This window comes from Armatimonadota bacterium (assembly GCA_031459765.1).
Classification (GTDB): Bacteria; Sysuimicrobiota; Sysuimicrobiia; order Sysuimicrobiales; family Kaftiobacteriaceae; genus Kaftiobacterium; species Kaftiobacterium secundum.
In genome coordinates this window covers 39,865-57,746 of record JAVKHY010000003.1, presented here as the reverse complement: position 1 = coordinate 57,746, position 17,882 = coordinate 39,865, and the positions used below count along the sequence as shown (strand labels likewise).

The window sequence follows — 17,882 nt, the reverse complement described above, 5'->3', positions numbered from 1 at the left end:
GCGACCCGGGCTCAGGGCGACGAAGGCAGCCATCCGCGCAGCCGGCGGGCCACGGTTCCGGCCAGGCGTTGACGGCGCGGCACGACGATGATGGTATCCTCGCCGGCCAGCGTCCCGGCCACATCCGGCCAGTGGATATCGTCAATGGCCTGGGCGACCGGCGCCGCGCCTCCCGGCACGGTCTTCACGAGCACGAGGCCGCAGGCCACGATCACCTCGCGGGCAAACTCTTCCATCACCGCGCCGAACCGCTGCGGACCCACGGGCCGCGGAGGCTCGACGGCGAGGGCGTAGCGGGGACCGTGGGGGCCGGGCACCTTGACCAGCCCCAGCCGTCTGATGTCGCGGCTCACCGTGGCCTGGGTGACGACGATGCCGCGGCGCCGCAGCGCCCGCACCAGGTCCAGCTGGGTGGCAACGGCTTCCTCCCGCAGGATCCGGCGGATGATCCGGCTGCGTTCCGAGGCCGGAGGGGCGGCCATCGTCGTCAGGCTCGGGCCAGGGTCTGCGCCGCGGCCAGGCCGCGCCCGGCGGCGGTCATCCAGGCCTCGATCTCTTTCGCCCGCGCGCGGGCGCGCTCCAGTTGCTCGAGCACGCGCCCTCGGGCGGTGCCTCCCGGGACATCCTTGGACTCGACCGCGGCCTCCAGGGTGACCGCGTCCAGCACGTCGGCCTCGAACAACGGCGAAACCTCCCGCCACAGCTCCAGCGGCATCTCCCACAGAGGGACGCCGGCGGCCTCGGCGCGACGGACCAGGCGACCGACCAACGCGTGCGCCTCGCGGAACGGCACGCCGCGACGGACCAGGTAGTCGGCCGCTTCGGTGGCCGTCGGCCAGCCCCGGGCCGCGGCCGCCGCCATCCGGTCGGGACGGAAGCGCACGCCGGTCAGGAACCGGCGTAGCGCCCCGGTGCAGGCCCGGGCGGTGTCCAGGGCGTCGAAGGCGGCCGGCTTGTCCTCCTGCAGGTCGAGGTGGTACCCGGCGGGCAGCCCCTTCGGCAGCGCCAGCAGCACGGTGAGATCGCCCAGCACGCGCCCGGCGCGGGCGCGGATCACCTCCGCGGCATCGGGATTCTTCTTCTGGGGCATGATGCTGCTCCCGGCGGCCACCCGGTCGGACAACGTCAGGAACCCGAACTCGTCCGTGGCCCACAGGACCAGCTCGCCCGCCCAGCGCGACAGGTGGGTGCACAGCAGCGCCGCGGCGGCGGCCGCCTCGACGGCGAAGTCTCGGTCTCCGACGGCGTCGATGCTGTTCTCGGTGAGGCGGGCAAACCCCAACCGCTCGGCCGTGCGCCGGCGGTCGAGGGGGAACGACGCTCCGGCGATTGCGGCGGCGCCCAGGGGCAGGGCGTCGGTGCGCCGGAAGGCGTCGGCCAGGCGGTCCACGTCGCGATCCAGCATCCAGAAGTAGGCCAGCAGGTGGTGGGCCAGCCGGACCGGTTGCGCGTGCTGGAGGTGCGTGAAGGCGGGCAGGATGTCGTCGACCGCGCCCTGCGCGCGGTCGACCGTGGTCGCAAGCAGCCCGTGCACGTCGCCGACGAGCGCCAGGAGGCCCTCCTTCACGGCCAGGCGGAACGCCGTCGCCACCTGGTCGTTGCGGCTGCGTCCGGTGTGCAGCCGCCCCGCCGCCGCGCCGATCCGGTCATAGAGGGTGGCCTCGAGGAAGGAGTGGACGTCTTCGTGCGCGCCGGCGATCTCCAGACGCCCGGCATCGAAATCGGCAATGATGCTTCGCAGTCCGTCGACGAGCGCCTGGACCTCGCCGGCGGGCAGGATGCCGGCCTCCCCCAGGCCCACGGCATGGGCGATGCTGGCCAGCGCATCCCACCGCAGCAGGCGGCGGTCGACGCCAAAGGAGGAGGTGAAAGCCAGCAGCTCCGGATCCAGCGGCTCGGCGAAGCGACCGCCCCACATCCGGCGCGGACTGTCGGTGCTCACAATGACGGGCTACTTCACCGGATGGCGCAACCCCTTGCGAATCAGCGCCGGGTTGGTCGCCGCGAAAACCTGCGACGGCAGGGCCCACAGGTTGATGAAGCCCTCCGCGTCCTTCTGATTGTACACCGCATCCGCTCCGAAGGTGGCCAGATCCTGCCGGTACAGACTGTAGGGCGACTGCCTTCCCACCGCCGTGCAGGTGCCCTTGAAGAGCTTCATCCGCACCGTGCCGGTCACCGTCCGCTGGGCGGCGGCAAAGAACCCGTCGAAGGCCTGACGGAGGGGGGAGAACCACTGGCCGTAGTAGACCAGCTCCGCGTAGCGGGGCGCGATCAGCGCCGCGTAGTGTTGAGTATCCCGGTCGAGGGTGATGGTCTCCAGGTCGCGGTGCGCCGCGGCCAGAATGGTTCCGCCCGGTGTCTCGTACACGCCGCGGGACTTGATCCCCACCAGCCGGTTCTCCACCAGATCGGTGCGCCCCACGCCGTGGGCGCCCCCCAACCGGTTCAGTGCGGCGACGATGGCGGCGGCGCTCATGGGCCGGCCGTCCACGGCCACCGGGATGCCCTCTGCGAAGGTGATCTCCACGTACGCGGGCTCGTCCGGCGCCTGCGCCGGGGCGGTGGTCAACGCGTAGACCTCCTCCGGCGGCTCGCGCCAGGGATCCTCCAACAGGCCCGCCTCCGCGCTGCGGTGCCAGAGATTCTGGTCGACGCTGTAGGGTTTCTCCCTGGTCGCCGGCACCGGGATGCCGTGGGCCGCCGCATATTCGATCTCCTCCTCGCGGGAGGCGAGCGTCCACTCGCGCCAGGGGGCGATCACCCGCAGCTGCGGGGCCAGGGCCTTGTAGGCGAGCTCGAACCGGACCTGGTCGTTGCCCTTCCCGGTGCACCCGTGGGCTACGGCGTCCGCCCCCTCGGCCAGCGCCACCTCGACCTGGGCCTTGGCGATGACCGGCCGGGCCAGCGCGGTGCCCAGGAGGTACTGGCCCTCATAGATGGCATTGGCCCGCAGGGCGCGGAAGCAGTACTCGGAGACGAACTCCTCCTTGGCGTCCACCACCACCGCCGCTTCGGCGCCGCTGTGCAGGGCCTTGGCCCGGATCGCGGCGATGTCCTCGGGCTGTCCCACGTCCACGATGACCGCGATGACCCTGGCCCCGTAGTGCTCCCGCAACCACGGGATGATCACGGAGGTGTCGAGCCCGCCGCTGTACGCCAGGACAACCTTGTGCACGCCCGTCATGACTTCTTCGGCCTCCCCCCTCAGGTCGCCGCGGGCCGCTCCACGGCGGCCAGAACGTCTCCCAGCATCTCCACCGCCTGATCCACTTCGGCCGTCGTCACGGTGAGCGGCGGCGCCAGACGCAGCGTCCTGGGCTGCACCGCGTTGAGGAGGAGCCCGCGCTCGCGACAGGCGGCCACGATCCCGGCGGCGTCCACGGCGAGATCCACGGCCACCATCAACCCCATCCCGCGGACCTCGGCGATCACGGGCCGGCGCCGGGCCAGGTCCTGCAGCCGCTCCACGCAGTACGCCCCCATCTCCGCGGCATGGGCCACCAGACCGTCGCGCTCGATGGTCTCCACCACGGCCAGGGCCGCGGCGCAGGCCAGCGGGTTGCCCCCGAAGGTGGAGCCGTGGTCGCCCGGCTGGAAGGCGGCGGCCACCGCCTCCCTGGCCAGCAGGGCGCCGATCGGCACACCGCTTCCCAGTCCTTTGGCCAGCGTCATGATGTCCGGCCGCGCGCCGTAGTGCTCCCAGGCGAACCAGCGGCCCGTCCGTCCCACGCCGGTCTGGATCTCGTCGAGGATCAACAGCACCCCCCGCTCGTCACACAGCCGGCGGACCGCCGGCAGGTAGTCCGGCGAGGGCAGGCGGTAGCCCCCCTCTCCCTGGACGACCTCGAGCATGATCGCCGCGGTGGCCGGCGTCACCGCGGCCCGCAGCGCCCCCAGGTCGTTGAAGGGCACCACCACGAACCCCGGCGGCAGCGGGGCGAAGCCCCGCTGGTAGCGGGGCTGCGCCGTGGCGGCCAGGGTCCCCAGGGTGCGGCCGTGAAAGGACCGCTCGGCCACGATGATCTCGAATCGATGGGTCTCCCGATCGTGCCAGTACTTCCGGGCCAGCTTGATCGCGGCCTCATTGGCCTCGGCGCCGCTGTTGCAGAAGAAGACGCGGTCGAGCCCGGAGTGCTGGACGAGGCGCCGGGCCAGGACCGCCTGCTCGGGGATCAGGAAGAGATTGCTGACGTGAAGCAGGCGGGCGGCCTGCGTCTGGATGGCCTCGGTGAGCGCCGGGTGGTTGTGGCCCAGGGCGCAGACGGCGATGCCCGCGATGAAGTCCAGGTAGCGGCGGCCCTCCAGGTCGGTGAGCCAGCAACCCTGCCCGTACCGGAAGGCGACGGGGGCCCGGCGATAGGTGTTCATCAGGTAGTGCGCGGTCAGGTCAGTCGTGGTCGGCGTGTCCATGGCTCTGCTCCCCGCCTCCCTCGGCGGAATCGGCGACGATCATCGTTCCCACGCCCTCTTCCGTGAACAGCTCCACCAGCAGGGCGTGGGGCAACGACCCGCTGATGATGTGGGCCGTGGGCACTCCGGCGGCGACCGCGTCCAGACAGGCCTGCACCTTGGGGATCATCCCCCGCGAGATCACGCCCTCGGCAATGAGCCGCGCCGCCTCAGCGGCCCGCAGCACCGACAGCAGGGCGCCGTCCTCCGGAGGGCCGGCATACACCCCCCGCACATCCGTGAGCAGGATGAACTTGCTGGCGCCCAGCGCCGCGGCCAGCGCGCCCGCCGCGGTATCGGCGTTGAGGTTGTAGCTCTCGCCGTCGGCCCCGCCGGCGATGGAGGCCACCACGGGGATGTAGCCGGCTTCGGAGAGCACCCTGATCAATGCCGTGTCCACCCGCTCGATCTCGCCGACCTGGCCCAGGGCGGGATCGAGCCGGCGGGCCTGGAACACGTTGCCGTCCTTGCCGCTGATCCCCACCGCCGCGCCGCCGGCCCGGGCGATCATCGACACCAGGGCTTTGTTGGCGCGGCCGGCCAGGACCATCTCCACGATCTCCATCGTCTCGGCGTCGGTGACCCGCAGGCCGTTGACGAACCGGCTCTCCTTGCCGAAACGCTCCAGGACGCGGGTGATCTCGGGGCCGCCGCCGTGCACCAGGACGGGACGGACCCCCGCGCCCTGGAGCAGGACGAGGTCGCCCACGACCGTGCCCTGGTCGGCGGCGGACAGCACGCTGCCCCCGTACTTCACGACCACGGTGCGGCCCTTCCAGGCGTTGACATACCGCAGGGCCCGGGCCAGGGACCCGCCGAGGTGGACGGCGTCGGAACTCTGCAGCACCATGGCCAGGTTCAGGTCATGTAGCCGGCGTTGATCTTCACGTAGCGCTCGTTCAGGTCGCAGGTCCACCCGGTGGCTTCGCCCGACCCCAGGTGGAGGTCGAGCACAATCTCGTACTCGGGCTGTGCCATCGCCTCCGCGGCGGGGGCCAGCGCCCCCGGCAGCCCCTGCCCTCCGGAGACGACCGGAATTCCCGCGATGGCCATCTCCACCCGTTCGGGGATCAACGCCGCGCCCGAGCGACCGGCCGCGGCGAGGATCCGCCCCCAGTTGGGCTCGCCGCCGTAGATCGCCGTCTTGACCAACGGCGAAGTCATCACCGCGGACAGCACGCGCCGCGCGTCGGCGGGCGACCGGGCTCCCCGGACGGTGACGGTGATGAGTTTCGTGGCCCCCTCGCCGTCTTTGACGATGAGTCGGGCCAGATCGGCGGCGACGACGGTCAGCGCTTCGGTGAAGCGGTCGAAGGCGGCGTCGTCCGCGGTCAGCGGCGCGCCCCCGGCCTGACCGTTGGCCAGGAGGAAGACGGAGTCGTTCGTGCTCGTGTCGCCGTCCACGGAGATGACGTTGAAGGACCGGTCCACGGCCTGCCGCAGCGCCTGGCGCAGCAGCGGCGGCGACAGGGCGGCGTCGGTGGTGAGGAAGGCCAGCATCGTGGCCATCCGGGGATGGATCATCCCCGCGCCCTTGGCCATCCCCCCGATGGTCACCACCCGCTCGCCGAGGCGGAGCTGCACGGCCGAGGTTTTGACAAAGGCGTCCGTGGTGAGGATGGCTTCGGCGGCGTCCCGTCCGTCCGCGCTCAGCGCGGAAGCCAGGCGCGGGATGCCGGAACGGATCGCGTCCATCGGCAGGGGGACCCCGATGATCCCGGTGCTGGCGACGAGGACGAACTCCTCCGCGATCCCCAGCGCCTCCGCCGTCAGGCGCGTCATCTCCCGCGCGTCGGCCTCTCCCCGCGGGCCGGTGCAGGCGTTGGCGTTGCCGCTGTTCACGATGACGGCCTGGGCCACGCCGGACTGGATCTTCTCCTGGCTGACGAGCACCGGCGCGGCCTTCACCGCATTGGTCGTGAACATCCCCGCCGCAGAGGCCAGGGTCTCGGAGACGATCAGCGCCAGATCCTTGCGCCCGGCCTTGATCCCGCAGTGGATGCCCGCGGCGCGAAAGCCTCGGGGGGCGGTCACCCCCCCGTCGATCCGGGCCAGCTGCTGTCCGTCGAGAATCGTGGCCATGGCCTGCCCTCCCCTGTTCACGGATACAACCCGGGGGCGCGCAGTCCGAGCTCTTCCGGCAACCCCAGCATCACGTTCATGTTCTGGACGGCCTGGCCGCTGGCGCCCTTCACCAGGTTGTCGAGGGCCGCCATCGCCACCACCATGTCGCTGTGCGCGTCCACCCGGACGGCCAGGTCGCAGAAGTTGCTGCCGCTGGTGGCCTTGGTCTGGGGCAGGCGATCCGTGAGCACGCGCACGAAGGGCTCCCCGGCATAGGCCTCCTGCAGGATCGCCGTGGCCTGCTCGGTGCTCAGCCCGTCCCTGCGGCGCAGATAGGCCGTGACCAGAATCCCGCGCGTCATCGGCACGAGATGGGGCGTGAAGGTCACCGCCACCGGCCCGCCGGCGGCGAGGGTGAGCTCCTGCTCGATCTCGGGGGTGTGGCGGTGAGCGGCGACGTTGTAGGGGGCGACGTTTTCGTTGACCTCGGAGAAGTGTGTGCCCATGGTCGGGGTCCGTCCCGCTCCCGAGACCCCGGACTTGGCGTCGAGGACGATCCCGGAGGTCTCTACACGACCGGACTGCACCAGGGGCAGGATGGCCAGAAGCGCGGCCGTGGGGTAGCAGCCCGGGTTGCCGACGATGGCCGCGCTCCGGATCGCCGCGCGGCGATATTCGGTCAGTCCGTAGACGGCGCCGTCCAGCAACTGCGGCGCGGCATGGGGCTGCCGGTACCAGCGCTCGTAGACCGCCGGATCCCGGAAGCGGAAGTCGGCGCCCAGGTCGATGATCCGGGCGCGGGGGAGGAGGGCCGGCGCCATGGTCATGGCCTTGCCGTTGGGCAGGGCCAGGAAGACGATATCGGAGTCCCGCGCGATGCGGTCGAGATCTGCGCCGACCGTCCTCCGGTCCAGCAGACCCCGCAGGTGGGGATGGAGGTCGGCCAGCGCTTCCCCGGCGTGCGATTCCGCGGCCAGGTGCACGAGGTCTACCTCCGGATGGCCGCTCAGCAGCCGGGCCAGTTCGCCCCCGCCGTATCCCGATGCTCCGATGATGCTGACCCTGATCTTCACCGCCGTGTGCCCCGTGGAGAGAGTGTGCATAATCATACCAGGATTGTGGATAAAAATGCAACTGCCCCCGCGGTCCGCCGCCGGCAGGAGGCCGGGGGCAACGGTTCGAGCTCCTGCACCCCGACCCGGCGGCGCTCCGCGGCGCCCTGCGCGCCCTGGGCGTCGAGGCGCGGGTGCGGAGGGCTCCGCGGATCGGACTGCGCGCCCTGCTGCAGACGCCGAAAGGACCGGTGATGCTGCGCTGAGGTCGCGGGCGGGCGGCGCGGCGGAGGGCCGGCGCCCCGTGATCAGTCCAACGGCACGCCGGCCAGGGGCTCGATCGTCGTCCGTCCGAGGTCGTGCTGCAGCGCCTCGGCCACGACGCGGGCCGTCTCCAGCGAGGTGAGGCATGGGATGCGCCGGTCCAGAGCCCGCCGCCGCAGTTGAAAGCCGTCCCGCCGGGGGTCCCCTCCCCGCGTGGGCGTATTCACCACGAGGCCGATGGGGACGGCCGCGAACGCCTCCTCGGACGAGACGGCCTCCACCTCCAGACCCGCTCCCCGCAGCGCCCTCGCCGTATCGGGCGTGGCCAGAATCCGGAACCCGGCCCGGGCGAACAGGGCCAGCACCTCCGGCGCATCGCGCTTGTCCCGGTCGGCAATCGAGGCCAGCACGGTCCGTTCGCGGACCGCGAAGCCGGCGGCGGCCACGGCTTTGCACATCGCCGCGACGGGGTCGGCGTCGATCCCCATCACCTCGCCCGTGGACCTCATCTCCGGCCCCACCGCGGCCTCGGCGCCTCCCAGCTTCTCCATGGAGAACACGGGAGCCTTGACGGCGACCCGCGTCGGAGGAGCCAGCCGGTGGACTCCGGGGAATCCGAGGTCGGCCAGCGTATCGCCCAGCATGACACGGGTGGCGATCTGCACCAGCGACACGCCCACCGCCTTGCTGACGAAGGGCACCGTGCGGCTGCTGCGGAGATTGGCCTCCAGCACGTAGAGCTGCTCGCCATCGTACACGTACTGCAGGTTGAGGAAGCCGCGGATGCCGAGCCGGCGGGCCAGCCGCGCGGCGATCTCCACGGCCCGATCCTCGACCGCCGCGGGCAGGGAGTGCGCCGGGAAGACGGCGATGCTGTCGCCGGAGTGGACACCCGCCCGTTCGACATGTTCCATAATCCCGGGGATGAGGACCGACACGCCGTCCGCCACGGCGTCGAGTTCGAGCTCCTGGCCGGCGATGTAGCGGTCGATGAGTACCGGGTAGCCCGGAGCGGCGTCCAGCGCCGCTCTGACCGCCGCCACCGCCTCGTCCGCCGTCCCGGCGATCTCCATCCCCCGTCCGCCCAGCACATAGGACGGCCGCACCAGCACCGGGGGCCGCAGGCGGGCGATCAACGCCCTGGCCGCCTCCAGCGAGGTCACCGCACCGCCTTCGGGGCAGGGGATCTCCAGGGCAGCGAGGAGGGCGGAGAACTTCTCCCGGTCTTCCGAGACGTCCAGCGCCTCAACCGGCGTCCCCAGGATGGGCACGCCGGCGGCGGCCAGGGGGCCGGCCAGATTGATCGCCGTCTGGCCGCCGAACTGGACCAGGACCCCCAGGGGCCGTTCCCGCTCTGCGACATGCAGGACATCTTCCAGGGTCAGCGGTTCGAAGTACAGGCGGTCGGAGATGTCGAAGTCCGTGCTCACCGTTTCCGGGTTGTTGTTGATGATCACCGCCGCATAGCCGGCCTCCCGGAGGGCTCTGACGGCGTGCACCGTGGAGTAGTCGAACTCGATGCCCTGCCCGATCCGGATAGGACCGGAGCCGAGGACGATCACCGACGTCCGCGCCGCGGGGGGCACTTCGTCCTCCTCTTCATAGGTCGAGTAGAAGTAGGGCGTGCGGGCCGGAAACTCCCCGGCGCAGGTGTCCACCACCTTGAACACGGGACGCAGCCCCTGCGCCCGGCGCGCCGCCCGCACCTCGTCCTCCCGCCCTCCGGTGAGGGCGGCAATGGTGGCGTCCGGCAGACCCAGGCGCTTCGCCTCCCGCAGCGATCCCCTCCCCGCAGCCAGCGCACGCTCCGCGGCGACGATCTCGGCGATCTTGGTCACGAAGTAGGGATCGATCTGCGACAGCGCGGCGATCCGTTCCACGGTCATCCCCCGTCGCAGGGCCTCGGCGAGGGCGAACAGGCGCAGGTCGGTCGGCTCGCGGATCAGCTCCTCCAGGTCGTCGTCGCTCCAGCGACCGCACTCCGGGTGGAGCAGTCCCTGGACAGGAAGGTCGAGGGAGCGCAGGGCCTTGAGCAGCGCCTCGGGGAAGGTCCGGCCGATGGCCATCACCTCCCCCGTGGCCTTCATCTGGGTGCCCAGGCGCCGCTCCGCGATCGGGAATTTGTCGAAGGGCCACCGCGGGATCTTCACCACGACGTAGTCGAGGGCCGGCTCGAAAGCGGCCATCGTGGCCCCGGTGACCCGGTTGGGGATCTCGTCCAGCCGGAGCCCGACGGCAATCTTGGCCGCCACGCGGGCGATGGGATAGCCCGTGGCTTTGCTGGCCAGCGCCGAGGAGCGGGAGACGCGCGGATTCACCTCGATGACGCGGTAGTCACCGCTTTCGGGGTGGAGGGCAAACTGAATGTTGCAGCCTCCGGCGATGCCCAGCCCGGCGATGATCTGCAGCGCCGCGGCGCGCAGGCGCTGGTAGTCGGTGTCGCTGAGGGTCAACGACGGCGCCACGACGACGCTGTCCCCGGTGTGCACCCCCATCGGGTCCACGTTCTCCATGTTGCAGACGGTGATCGCCGTCCCCGCGGCGTCCCGCATGACCTCGTACTCGATCTCCTTCCAGCCGCCCAGGTACTGCTCAACGAGGACCTGGCCGATGGGGCTGCTGCCCAGGCCGCGTCGGGCCAGCAGGGCGAGCTCCCGGGCGTCCCCGGCGGTCCCGCCGCCGGTCCCCCCCAGGGTGAATGCCGGCCGGACCACGACCGGATAGCCGATCGCTTCCGCGACCTCCAGGGCTTCGGCGACGGTGGTGGCACTGCCGCTGGCCGGCACCGGCTGGCCCAGCCGCAGCATTGCCGACCGGAAGCGGTCCCGATCCTCCGCGTCCTGGATGGCGCCGATGGGCGTGCCCAGCAGCTCGACCCCCAGCTCGGCCAGCAGGCCCTGCTGGCTCAGGGCCAGGGCCAGGTTGAGCGCGGTCTGGCCGCCCAGCGTGGCCAGCAGTCCATCCGGCCGTTCGCGCTCGAGGATTCGCGCCACGACCTCCGGGAGCAGCGGTTCGACGTAGACACGGTCCGCAGTCTCCACGTCGGTCATGATCGTGGCCGGGTTGCTGTTGACGAGCACCACCTCCAGACCTTCTTCGGACAGGGCGCGGCAGGCCTGGGTGCCGGAGTAGTCGAACTCCGCGGCCTGGCCGATGACGATCGGGCCGGAACCGATCACCAGCACCTTGCGCAGGTCAGCGCGCGCCGGCACGGCGGCCCTCCCGCACCATCTCCAGGAAGCGGTCGTACAGCTCCTCGGCGTCGCCCGGCCCGGGACGGCCCTCGGGGTGAAACTGGACGGAGAAGGCCGCCAGGTGCCGGTGGCGCAGGCCCTCCACGGTACCGTCGTTCAGGTTGATGTGGGTGATCTCCACCTCGCGGGGGAGGGCCGGATCGACGGCGTAGCCGTGATTCTGCGTGGTGATCATGACGCGCCCGCTGGCGATCTCCCGCACCGTCTGGTTGCTGCCCCGGTGACCGAAGGTCATCTTGTACGTGCGCCCGCCCACGGCCAGGGCCAGCAGCTGGTGCCCCAGGCAGATCCCCAGCAGCGGATAGGCGCCGAGGAGGTCGCCCACGGTCCTGATCGTCGTCGCCAGCACGGCGGGATCGCCCGGACCGTTGGACACCACCACGCCGGCGGGACGCACGGCGGCGATGGAGGCGGCATCGCTGTCGTAGGGACACAGCACAACCTCCGCCCCCCGGCGGCGCAGCGCCGTGATGATGCCGGCCTTCACGCCGCAGTCGATGACCGCGATGCGCGGCCCCGGACCGGGAAGGACCCGCATCTGCGCGCCGGAAACCTCGGCCACGAGGTTCCGCTCGCCGAGCGGGACCACGCCGGCGGCGCGGCGGACGGCGTCGGGCCCCGGCTCGTCGGTGATCACCCCGCGCTGCAGACCGTGCTCCCGCAGGTGCCGCACGAGCCGGCGGGTATCCACCTCGGCCAGCCCGCTGACCCCGTGCTGCCGCAAGAAAGCGTCCAGTTCTCCGAAGCCTTCCCGGACGACGAAGCCGGCCACGTGGGGACCGGGCGCCTCCCAGGCCGCGGGGCTGAACCCGTAGTTGCCGATCAGGGGATAGGCCATGGCGACGATCTGGCCCCGGTAGCTGGGGTCGCTCACCACCTCCTGATACCCGGTCATACTGGTGGTGAACACCACCTCGCCGCCGGCGTCGGCCCGTCGGCCGATGCGGACACCGCGGAAGACCGTACCGTCTTCGAGGACGAGGCAGGCGCTCATGAAAAACGGAGCCCGGATCAGGGGGCTCCGCTCCGTGATACCCGTGCGTTGCGCGCCATGGTCCCTCCCGGGGTACCGTTAATGGTCGCGATGGGTCAGCTGGGTTTCCCGCGCATTATATACGGCGCAGTGTGAGTTCGTAAAGTACCATCGCCGCGGCCACCATCCCCGCGGTCTCGGTGCGCAGGGTCAGCGGGCCGAGGGTAACCGGGACGGCGCCGCACCTGACGGCCTGGCGCACCTCGGCCTGGTCGAATCCGCCTTCCGGCCCTACGAGCAGGGCCACCCGACGGGGTGCGGCGTCGCGGAGAACGTCAGCCAGTGTCCGCATGGACTCGCCTTCCCACAGCAGCAGGAGGAGATCCGCTCCGGCCACACGCTCCAGGGCCGTCGCCAGGGGGACCGGATCGGCCACCTCGGGGAGGTCGGCGCGACGGCACTGCTTCGTCGCTTCGGCGGCGATCCGGCGCCAGCGCGCGGCGCGGTCCCGTCCCTGGGCCACCGACCGCAGGGTCAGCGCCGGGATGAAGGCGCTGACGCCGAGTTCGGTCCCCATCCGCACGATATCGTCCATCTTCCTCCCCTTGGGCACTCCCTGCACCAGCACCAGATCCAGCGGGGCGGTGAGCCCCGGGCGCGTCTCCAGTACCTCGCCCAGGACTTCGTCCGGCCGAACGTCGGTCAGCCGGACGATGTGCTCCCGGCCCGAGCCGTCCACGACCAGGACGCGGTCTCCGGGGCCCAGACGGAGCACCACGGCCAGGTGATGCGCCTCGCGCCCCGCCAGCGTCACCCGCCCGCCGACGACCGCGTCCGCCGGGGCGACGAATCGCCTCATCGGCCGGCGTCCGCCCCGGCCGGATCAGCGAACGGGCGGAGCACGAGACACCGCCACTCGCCTTCGGCCAGGGTCTCCTCCGTGGCCAGGCCGACCCGGCGCGCCGCAGCGACGACGTCGGCCACGCGTTCGGCGACGATGCCGGAGGCGGCGAGGCGGCCGCCCGGGAGCAACCGCGACTGCGCCTGTGGGAGGAACTCCAGGTGCAGGTCGGCGGTCAGATTGGCCAGGATGAGGTGGGCCTGATCCGCGACCCCCTGCAGGAGGTTTCCCTCCTCCACGGTCACGCGATCGGCCACGGCGTTGTGGACCACGTTCCGGCGCGCCACCTCCACGGCCAGCGGGTCAAGGTCGCGGGCCAGGACCCGGCCCGCTCCCAGCTTTGCCGCGGCGACGGCGAGGATGCCCGAGCCGGCCCCGATGTCAAACACCACCATCCCGGCCGCGACGAGCCGGGAGACTACATCCAGACACAGGCGGGTCGAGGGATGCTGACCGCTGCCGAAGGCCATCCCCGGGTCGAGCTCGACGACGACGGATCCCTCCGGGGCCGGGGTGCGGTCCCAGGTGGGCGTGATCCACAACCGTCCCACGGCGAACGGCCGGGTGTATTCTTTCCAGGCCTCCGCCCACCGCTCGTCATCGATCTCCGCTGCTTCCACGGTGGCCCGGCCGGCGTCCAGCCCGTACTCCGGCAGGCGACGGAGCAACCCCCTCAGGGCGCGGAGGGCGACCGCGCTGGACGGTCCCGCGGGCAGGTAGGCGCGGACCTTCACCTGTCCGGAGGGCACCGTCTCTTCGGCCACCCCTCCGGCGCGGCAGGACAGCAACAGGTCGGCCACCGCCTCGACCGCCGGCGGCGCCGTGGTGACCGTGATCTCCAGCCACTTCACTGGAGGAGGTCTTTCACCCTGGCGGAGAGCTTCTTGCGCGGGGGTGCGACCTGTTCGCCGCGCAGCCGCGCGAACTGCAGGAGCACCTGGCGTTCCTCCGCGCTGAGGTCGGTGGGCACGCGGACGTCCAGCCGCACATGAAGGTCGCCGCGCCCGCCGCGGGCGTCGGGCATCCCCTTCCCCTTCAGCGTGAGGACGTCCCCGGGCTGCACGCCGGCCGGGATCCGGTGGGCCACCGGTCCTTCCAGCGTGGGGATCTGGACCTCGGCGCCGAGCGCGGCCTGGGTCATGGAGATCTCAAAGGAACTGAACAGGTCCCGCCCGCGCCGCTCGAACACCGGGTGCGGTTTGAGGTGGATGAAGACGTACAGGTCGCCGCGGGGCCCGCCGCGTGCGCCGCTCTCTCCTTCCCCCGCCAGGCGCAGGCGCATCCCGTGGTCCACGCCAGCAGGGACCTTGACGGACAGGGTGCGCCGCTGCTCCGCCCGCCCGCTGCCGCGACAGGTCCGGCAGGGCCGAGGGATGACCTTGCCGCTTCCCCCGCAGGTCGGGCAGGTCGTCACCTGCGTGAAGGAGCCGAAGATGGTGCGCTGGGCGTACCGGACCTCGCCCGCGCCGCGGCAGGTCGTACAGGTTTCGGGCGCCGAGCCGCGCTCGGCGCCCGTCCCGAAGCAGGACGGGCAGGTATCCAGTCGGGTGATCTCAACAGTCTTCTCCACACCCGCGGCCGCCTCTTCCAGGGTCAGCTCGAGATCGTAGCGCAGATCCGCCCCCCGCTCCGGCGCCTCGGGAGAGACGCGCTCCCGACGGCCGAAGAACATGTCGAAGAGATCCTCAAAGGGCCCGAAGCCGGTGTCGCGGAGGTCGGCCCCCGGGGAGGGGACGGTGCCGAAACGATCGTAGTGGGCCCGCCGCTCGGGGTCGCTTAGGACCTGGTAGGCCTCGTTGATCTCCTTGAAGCGCTCGTCGGCCTGCGGATCGTCCTTTTTGACGTCCGGATGGTACTGCCGAGCCAGACGGCGGAAGGCCTGTTTGATCTCGTCCTGCGAGGCGTCGCGGTCGACGCCGAGGACGGCGTAGTAGTCGCGCATCGTTCAGGACGGCGCGGTGAGGAGTTCGCCGACGCTCTCCGCCAGGTACCGCACAAGCGAGATAATCCTACCATAGTGCATCCGCGTGGGACCGACGATGCCCAGCGTCCCCACGGCGCGGCCGTGGACGCGGTACGCCGCGGCAATCACGCTGGTCCCGCGCAGCTCCTCCCGGCGGTGCTCGCGCCCGATGATCACCCAGACGTCGCGGTCCGGCGCCGAACGCAGCAGGTCGGCAACCACGGCGTCGTCTTCCAGCGCGGCGAGCACGGGCTCTGCCGCGCGCGCGTCCCGAAACTCCGGCTGCCGGAGGATGTTGGCCGTGCCCTCGATGTAGACGCGGCGCGGGGCGGCGGGGCCAACGGCCCGCATCCAGGCCAGCAGCTGCTCCAGGATGCGCTGCTGCCAGGCCGCCTCATCCACCATGCGCGCCAGCAGGCCGCCGGTGATCTCATGCAGCTCGTAGCCCTGCAGGCGCTGGCTGATGACACGCGAAAGGCGATCCAGGGCTTCCGGTTCCAGGGCCTCGCGGACGTCGAAGGTGCGACCCTGGATCGTCCCGGCGTCCGTGACGATCACGGCCATGACCTCCGTGGCGCCGAGGGGCAGGAAGTGCAGGTGCTTGAACCGCTGGTGCTCCGGAGCCGGTGCGCTGACCAGCGCCGCATGCTCCGTGACCGCGGCCAACGCGCGCGCCACGCCCCCGGGGAACCCTTCGCGTTCCTCGCGGTCGGCGAGCAGACGGCGCAGCCGGGTGCGCTCCTGCGCCGACGGCGGCGCATCCTCCCGCAGCATCTCCACGTACAGCCGGTATCCCAGGTCGGTGGGAATGCGACCGGCCGAGGTGTGGGGGTGCGTCAACACGCCCAGCTCTTCCAGGGCGGCCATCTCGTTGCGCACCGTGGCCGGGCTGAGGCGTTCGCGCAGCCGGTGCGCGACGCGCTCCGAGCCCACCGGCTCGGCCTCGCTGACGTAGGTCTGGACCACCGCTCTGAGGATCTCCCGCTTGCGCGCGTCCAGCTGCAACACAGTCCCACCTCTTAGCACTCCACGATGCCGAGTGCTAAACGGCCTCGCCGATACGATAGCACCGGGCTTTTTTCAGTGTCAACGCGCCCGGCGTCTCCTCCAGACCATACCCCAGGCGACGCGCAATTCGTCCACCCGCAGGACCCGCGCCGCCAGGAGATAGACCGCCGCCCCGGCCGCTCCTCCCGCCAGGAGTTGGACCGCCGCCTCCGGAGCCGCGGCCCGGGAGACCACAGCCATGACAACGGCGCTGGCGGCGGCGGCCAGGGTAACCCGGCCCGCGGTGGAGATCAGGGCGCGGCCCTCGATGCGCCCCAGGCGCCGCCGCAGCAGCACGAGCAACGTCACCAGGTTGACCGCGGCCACGATCGAAGTGGCCAGAGCGATCCCGGTGGCCCCCCAGATCCGCAGCAGGAGATAGTCGAGCACGGCGTTCAGCCCCACCATCCACACCCCGACGCGCACCGGCGTGGCCATGTCGTGGAGGGCATAGTAGGCGCGGGTCACGATGTAGAAGGCGGCGATGGCGGGCAGCCCCAGGGCGTAGGCCCCCACCGCGGCGCTCGTGGCCTGCGTCGCCGCGCCGGTGAACAGGCCTCGCTCGAAGAGGAGGGCGATCAGCGGTTCCCGGAGGGCCACGGCAAACGCGGCGACCGGCAGGATGATGGCGGCGAGGATGCGCAGGGCCAGCCCCGCCGTGGCCCGCAGTTCGGCCGGCTCGTCCACCGCGGCCTGGGCCGCCAGCAACGGGAAGATGGCCGTGGCAATGGAGACGGCGAAGATGCCCGCCGGAGCCTGGACGACCTCGTAGGCATAATCCAGCACCGCGACCGCATTGGTGGTCGCGGTGCTGGGGACATAGGAGGCAAAGAACCTCCCGACGTAGGCATTGATCTCCACGATGGCCAGCCCCAGCATCGCGGGCACCGCCAGCCGCCCCACCTCCGCCACCGCCGGATGGCGCAGGTCGGGCCGGCCGAAGCGCAACCCCAACCGCCGTGCCGCCGGCAGCTGAACCAGGAACTGCGCGGCGGTGCCGAAGATCCAGCTCACGGCCAGGCCGGTGATCCCGTAGCGCACGCCCAGGACCAGCGTTCCGGCGATGATCACCAGGTTGAAGACGAGCGGGGCCAGGGCCGGAACGGTGAAGTGCTCGTGCGCCTGGAGGAATCCCGTGACATAGACGGAGAGGGCCAGGAAGAGCATGGCGACGAAGATGATGCGCGTCAGGTGCACGGCCAGGGCCGTCAGGCCCGGCGAGGCGGCGAACCCGGGCGCGGCCAGCGGGACCAGCAGCGGGGCGAGGAGCTGCCCGAGCGCAACCATGGCCAGGCCGAGGAGGAGGACGAGGGTGAACAGGTTCGCGGAGGCGGCTCGGGCCTCCGCCCGCTCCCCCCGGGCCAGGTAGCGGCTGATCGTCGGGATGAAGACGATGCTCAGCGTGCCTCCCAGCAACAGCCGCTGGACGAAGAACGGCACGTAGTAGGCGATGACGTAGGCCGCTTTGGCGTTCGTCGCCCCGAAGAGGGCCGCGGCGACGATCTCCCGGATCAGACCCAGCAGCCGGCTGGCCACCGTGGCGGCGGCCATGACGGTCGCGGCGCGGGCCAGACCGGCCCGCAGCCGCGGGGCTTCCTTGTCCCTTGCGGGCGGCTGTGCTAGGATAGCCTCCGGTTTCGCGTCTTTCATCCCAGGAGGTTCGGGGTGGCCAAGCGGTCGCGGTCGGGATTGAAACGGATGCGCCAGGCGGAGCGCCGCCGGCGGCAGAACCAGGCGGTGCGGTCGCGTCTGCGGACGCTGGCCAAAGCCGCCACCACGCCGGAGGCCCTGCGGGCGGCGATCGCCGCGCTGGACAAAGCGGCCGGCGCGGGGATCATCCACAAGAACACGGCCGCCCGTCGGAAGTCGCGGCTCATTGCCCGCTTCCGGCGCGCCGCAGCGGCCTGACGGA

General features: G+C 71.6%; 15 protein-coding genes. 1 reads left to right on the top strand and 14 read right to left on the bottom strand.

Annotation, left to right across the window (positions count from 1 at the left end; all coding sequences use genetic code 11):
- Positions 1-11: 11 nt before the first annotated feature.
- The 14 genes from QN141_04920 to murJ all read right to left on the bottom strand — a co-directional run bounded on the left by QN141_04920 (position 12) and on the right by murJ (position 17,620).
- The gene (locus QN141_04920; GenBank protein MDR7557814.1) at positions 12-482 is read right to left on the bottom strand and encodes an arginine repressor; all 471 of its coding nucleotides are present in this window, start codon (positions 480-482) and stop codon (positions 12-14) included.
- Positions 483-487: 5 nt separating this feature from the next.
- Entirely contained in the window at positions 488-1,942 is a 1,455-nt protein-coding gene (gene argH, locus QN141_04915; protein ID MDR7557813.1) for an argininosuccinate lyase, read from the bottom strand.
- Between the two features lie 9 nt (positions 1,943-1,951).
- Positions 1,952-3,187 (bottom strand): argininosuccinate synthase, encoded by a 1,236-nt coding sequence (locus QN141_04910; GenBank protein ID MDR7557812.1) that lies wholly within the window; start codon positions 3,185-3,187, stop codon positions 1,952-1,954.
- Positions 3,188-3,207: 20 nt separating this feature from the next.
- The gene (locus QN141_04905; GenBank protein ID MDR7557811.1) at positions 3,208-4,413 is read right to left on the bottom strand and encodes an acetylornithine transaminase; all 1,206 of its coding nucleotides are present in this window, start codon (positions 4,411-4,413) and stop codon (positions 3,208-3,210) included.
- Positions 4,391-5,302: an acetylglutamate kinase gene (gene argB / locus QN141_04900; GenBank protein ID MDR7557810.1), complete on the bottom strand. Its 912-nt coding sequence runs from the start codon at positions 5,300-5,302 to the stop codon at positions 4,391-4,393. The genes QN141_04905 and argB overlap by 23 nt, the downstream gene beginning before the upstream one ends.
- Before the next feature lie 8 nt (positions 5,303-5,310).
- Positions 5,311-6,534, bottom strand: a complete 1,224-nt coding sequence (argJ, locus tag QN141_04895; protein MDR7557809.1) for a bifunctional glutamate N-acetyltransferase/amino-acid acetyltransferase ArgJ — start codon at positions 6,532-6,534, stop codon at positions 5,311-5,313.
- Positions 6,535-6,551: 17 nt separating this feature from the next.
- Complete coding sequence (gene argC / locus QN141_04890) at positions 6,552-7,625, bottom strand: N-acetyl-gamma-glutamyl-phosphate reductase (GenBank protein ID MDR7557808.1); 1,074 nt, start codon at positions 7,623-7,625, stop codon at positions 6,552-6,554.
- Between the two features lie 251 nt (positions 7,626-7,876).
- Complete coding sequence (gene carB / locus QN141_04885; GenBank protein ID MDR7557807.1) at positions 7,877-11,044, bottom strand: carbamoyl-phosphate synthase large subunit; 3,168 nt, start codon at positions 11,042-11,044, stop codon at positions 7,877-7,879.
- Positions 11,028-12,080 (bottom strand): glutamine-hydrolyzing carbamoyl-phosphate synthase small subunit, encoded by a 1,053-nt coding sequence (gene carA, locus QN141_04880; protein MDR7557806.1) that lies wholly within the window; start codon positions 12,078-12,080, stop codon positions 11,028-11,030. The genes carB and carA overlap by 17 nt, the downstream gene beginning before the upstream one ends.
- 115 nt (positions 12,081-12,195) lie before the next feature.
- Positions 12,196-12,918: an RsmE family RNA methyltransferase gene (locus QN141_04875; GenBank protein MDR7557805.1), complete on the bottom strand. Its 723-nt coding sequence runs from the start codon at positions 12,916-12,918 to the stop codon at positions 12,196-12,198.
- Positions 12,915-13,811, bottom strand: a complete 897-nt coding sequence (gene prmA / locus QN141_04870; protein MDR7557804.1) for a 50S ribosomal protein L11 methyltransferase — start codon at positions 13,809-13,811, stop codon at positions 12,915-12,917. Before prmA ends, QN141_04875 begins: the two co-directional genes overlap by 4 nt.
- Positions 13,808-14,902: a molecular chaperone DnaJ gene (gene dnaJ / locus QN141_04865; GenBank protein ID MDR7557803.1), complete on the bottom strand. Its 1,095-nt coding sequence runs from the start codon at positions 14,900-14,902 to the stop codon at positions 13,808-13,810. The genes prmA and dnaJ overlap by 4 nt, the downstream gene beginning before the upstream one ends.
- Positions 14,903-14,905: 3 nt before the next feature.
- A complete protein-coding gene (gene hrcA, locus QN141_04860) occupies positions 14,906-15,928 on the bottom strand; it encodes a heat-inducible transcriptional repressor HrcA (GenBank protein ID MDR7557802.1) in 1,023 nt (340 codons plus the stop codon).
- 81 nt (positions 15,929-16,009) lie between these two features.
- Positions 16,010-17,620 carry a murein biosynthesis integral membrane protein MurJ gene (gene murJ, locus QN141_04855; protein MDR7557801.1) on the bottom strand — a complete coding sequence of 537 codons (1,611 nt, stop codon included), beginning with the start codon at positions 17,618-17,620 and terminating at the stop codon, positions 16,010-16,012.
- 15 nt (positions 17,621-17,635) lie between these two features.
- On the opposite strand from murJ, the gene rpsT reads away from it, so the two are divergent.
- On the top strand, positions 17,636-17,878 hold the full coding sequence (rpsT, locus tag QN141_04850; GenBank protein ID MDR7557800.1) for a 30S ribosomal protein S20: 243 nt from the start codon (positions 17,636-17,638) through the stop codon (positions 17,876-17,878).
- The last annotated feature ends 4 nt before the right edge of the window (positions 17,879-17,882 follow it).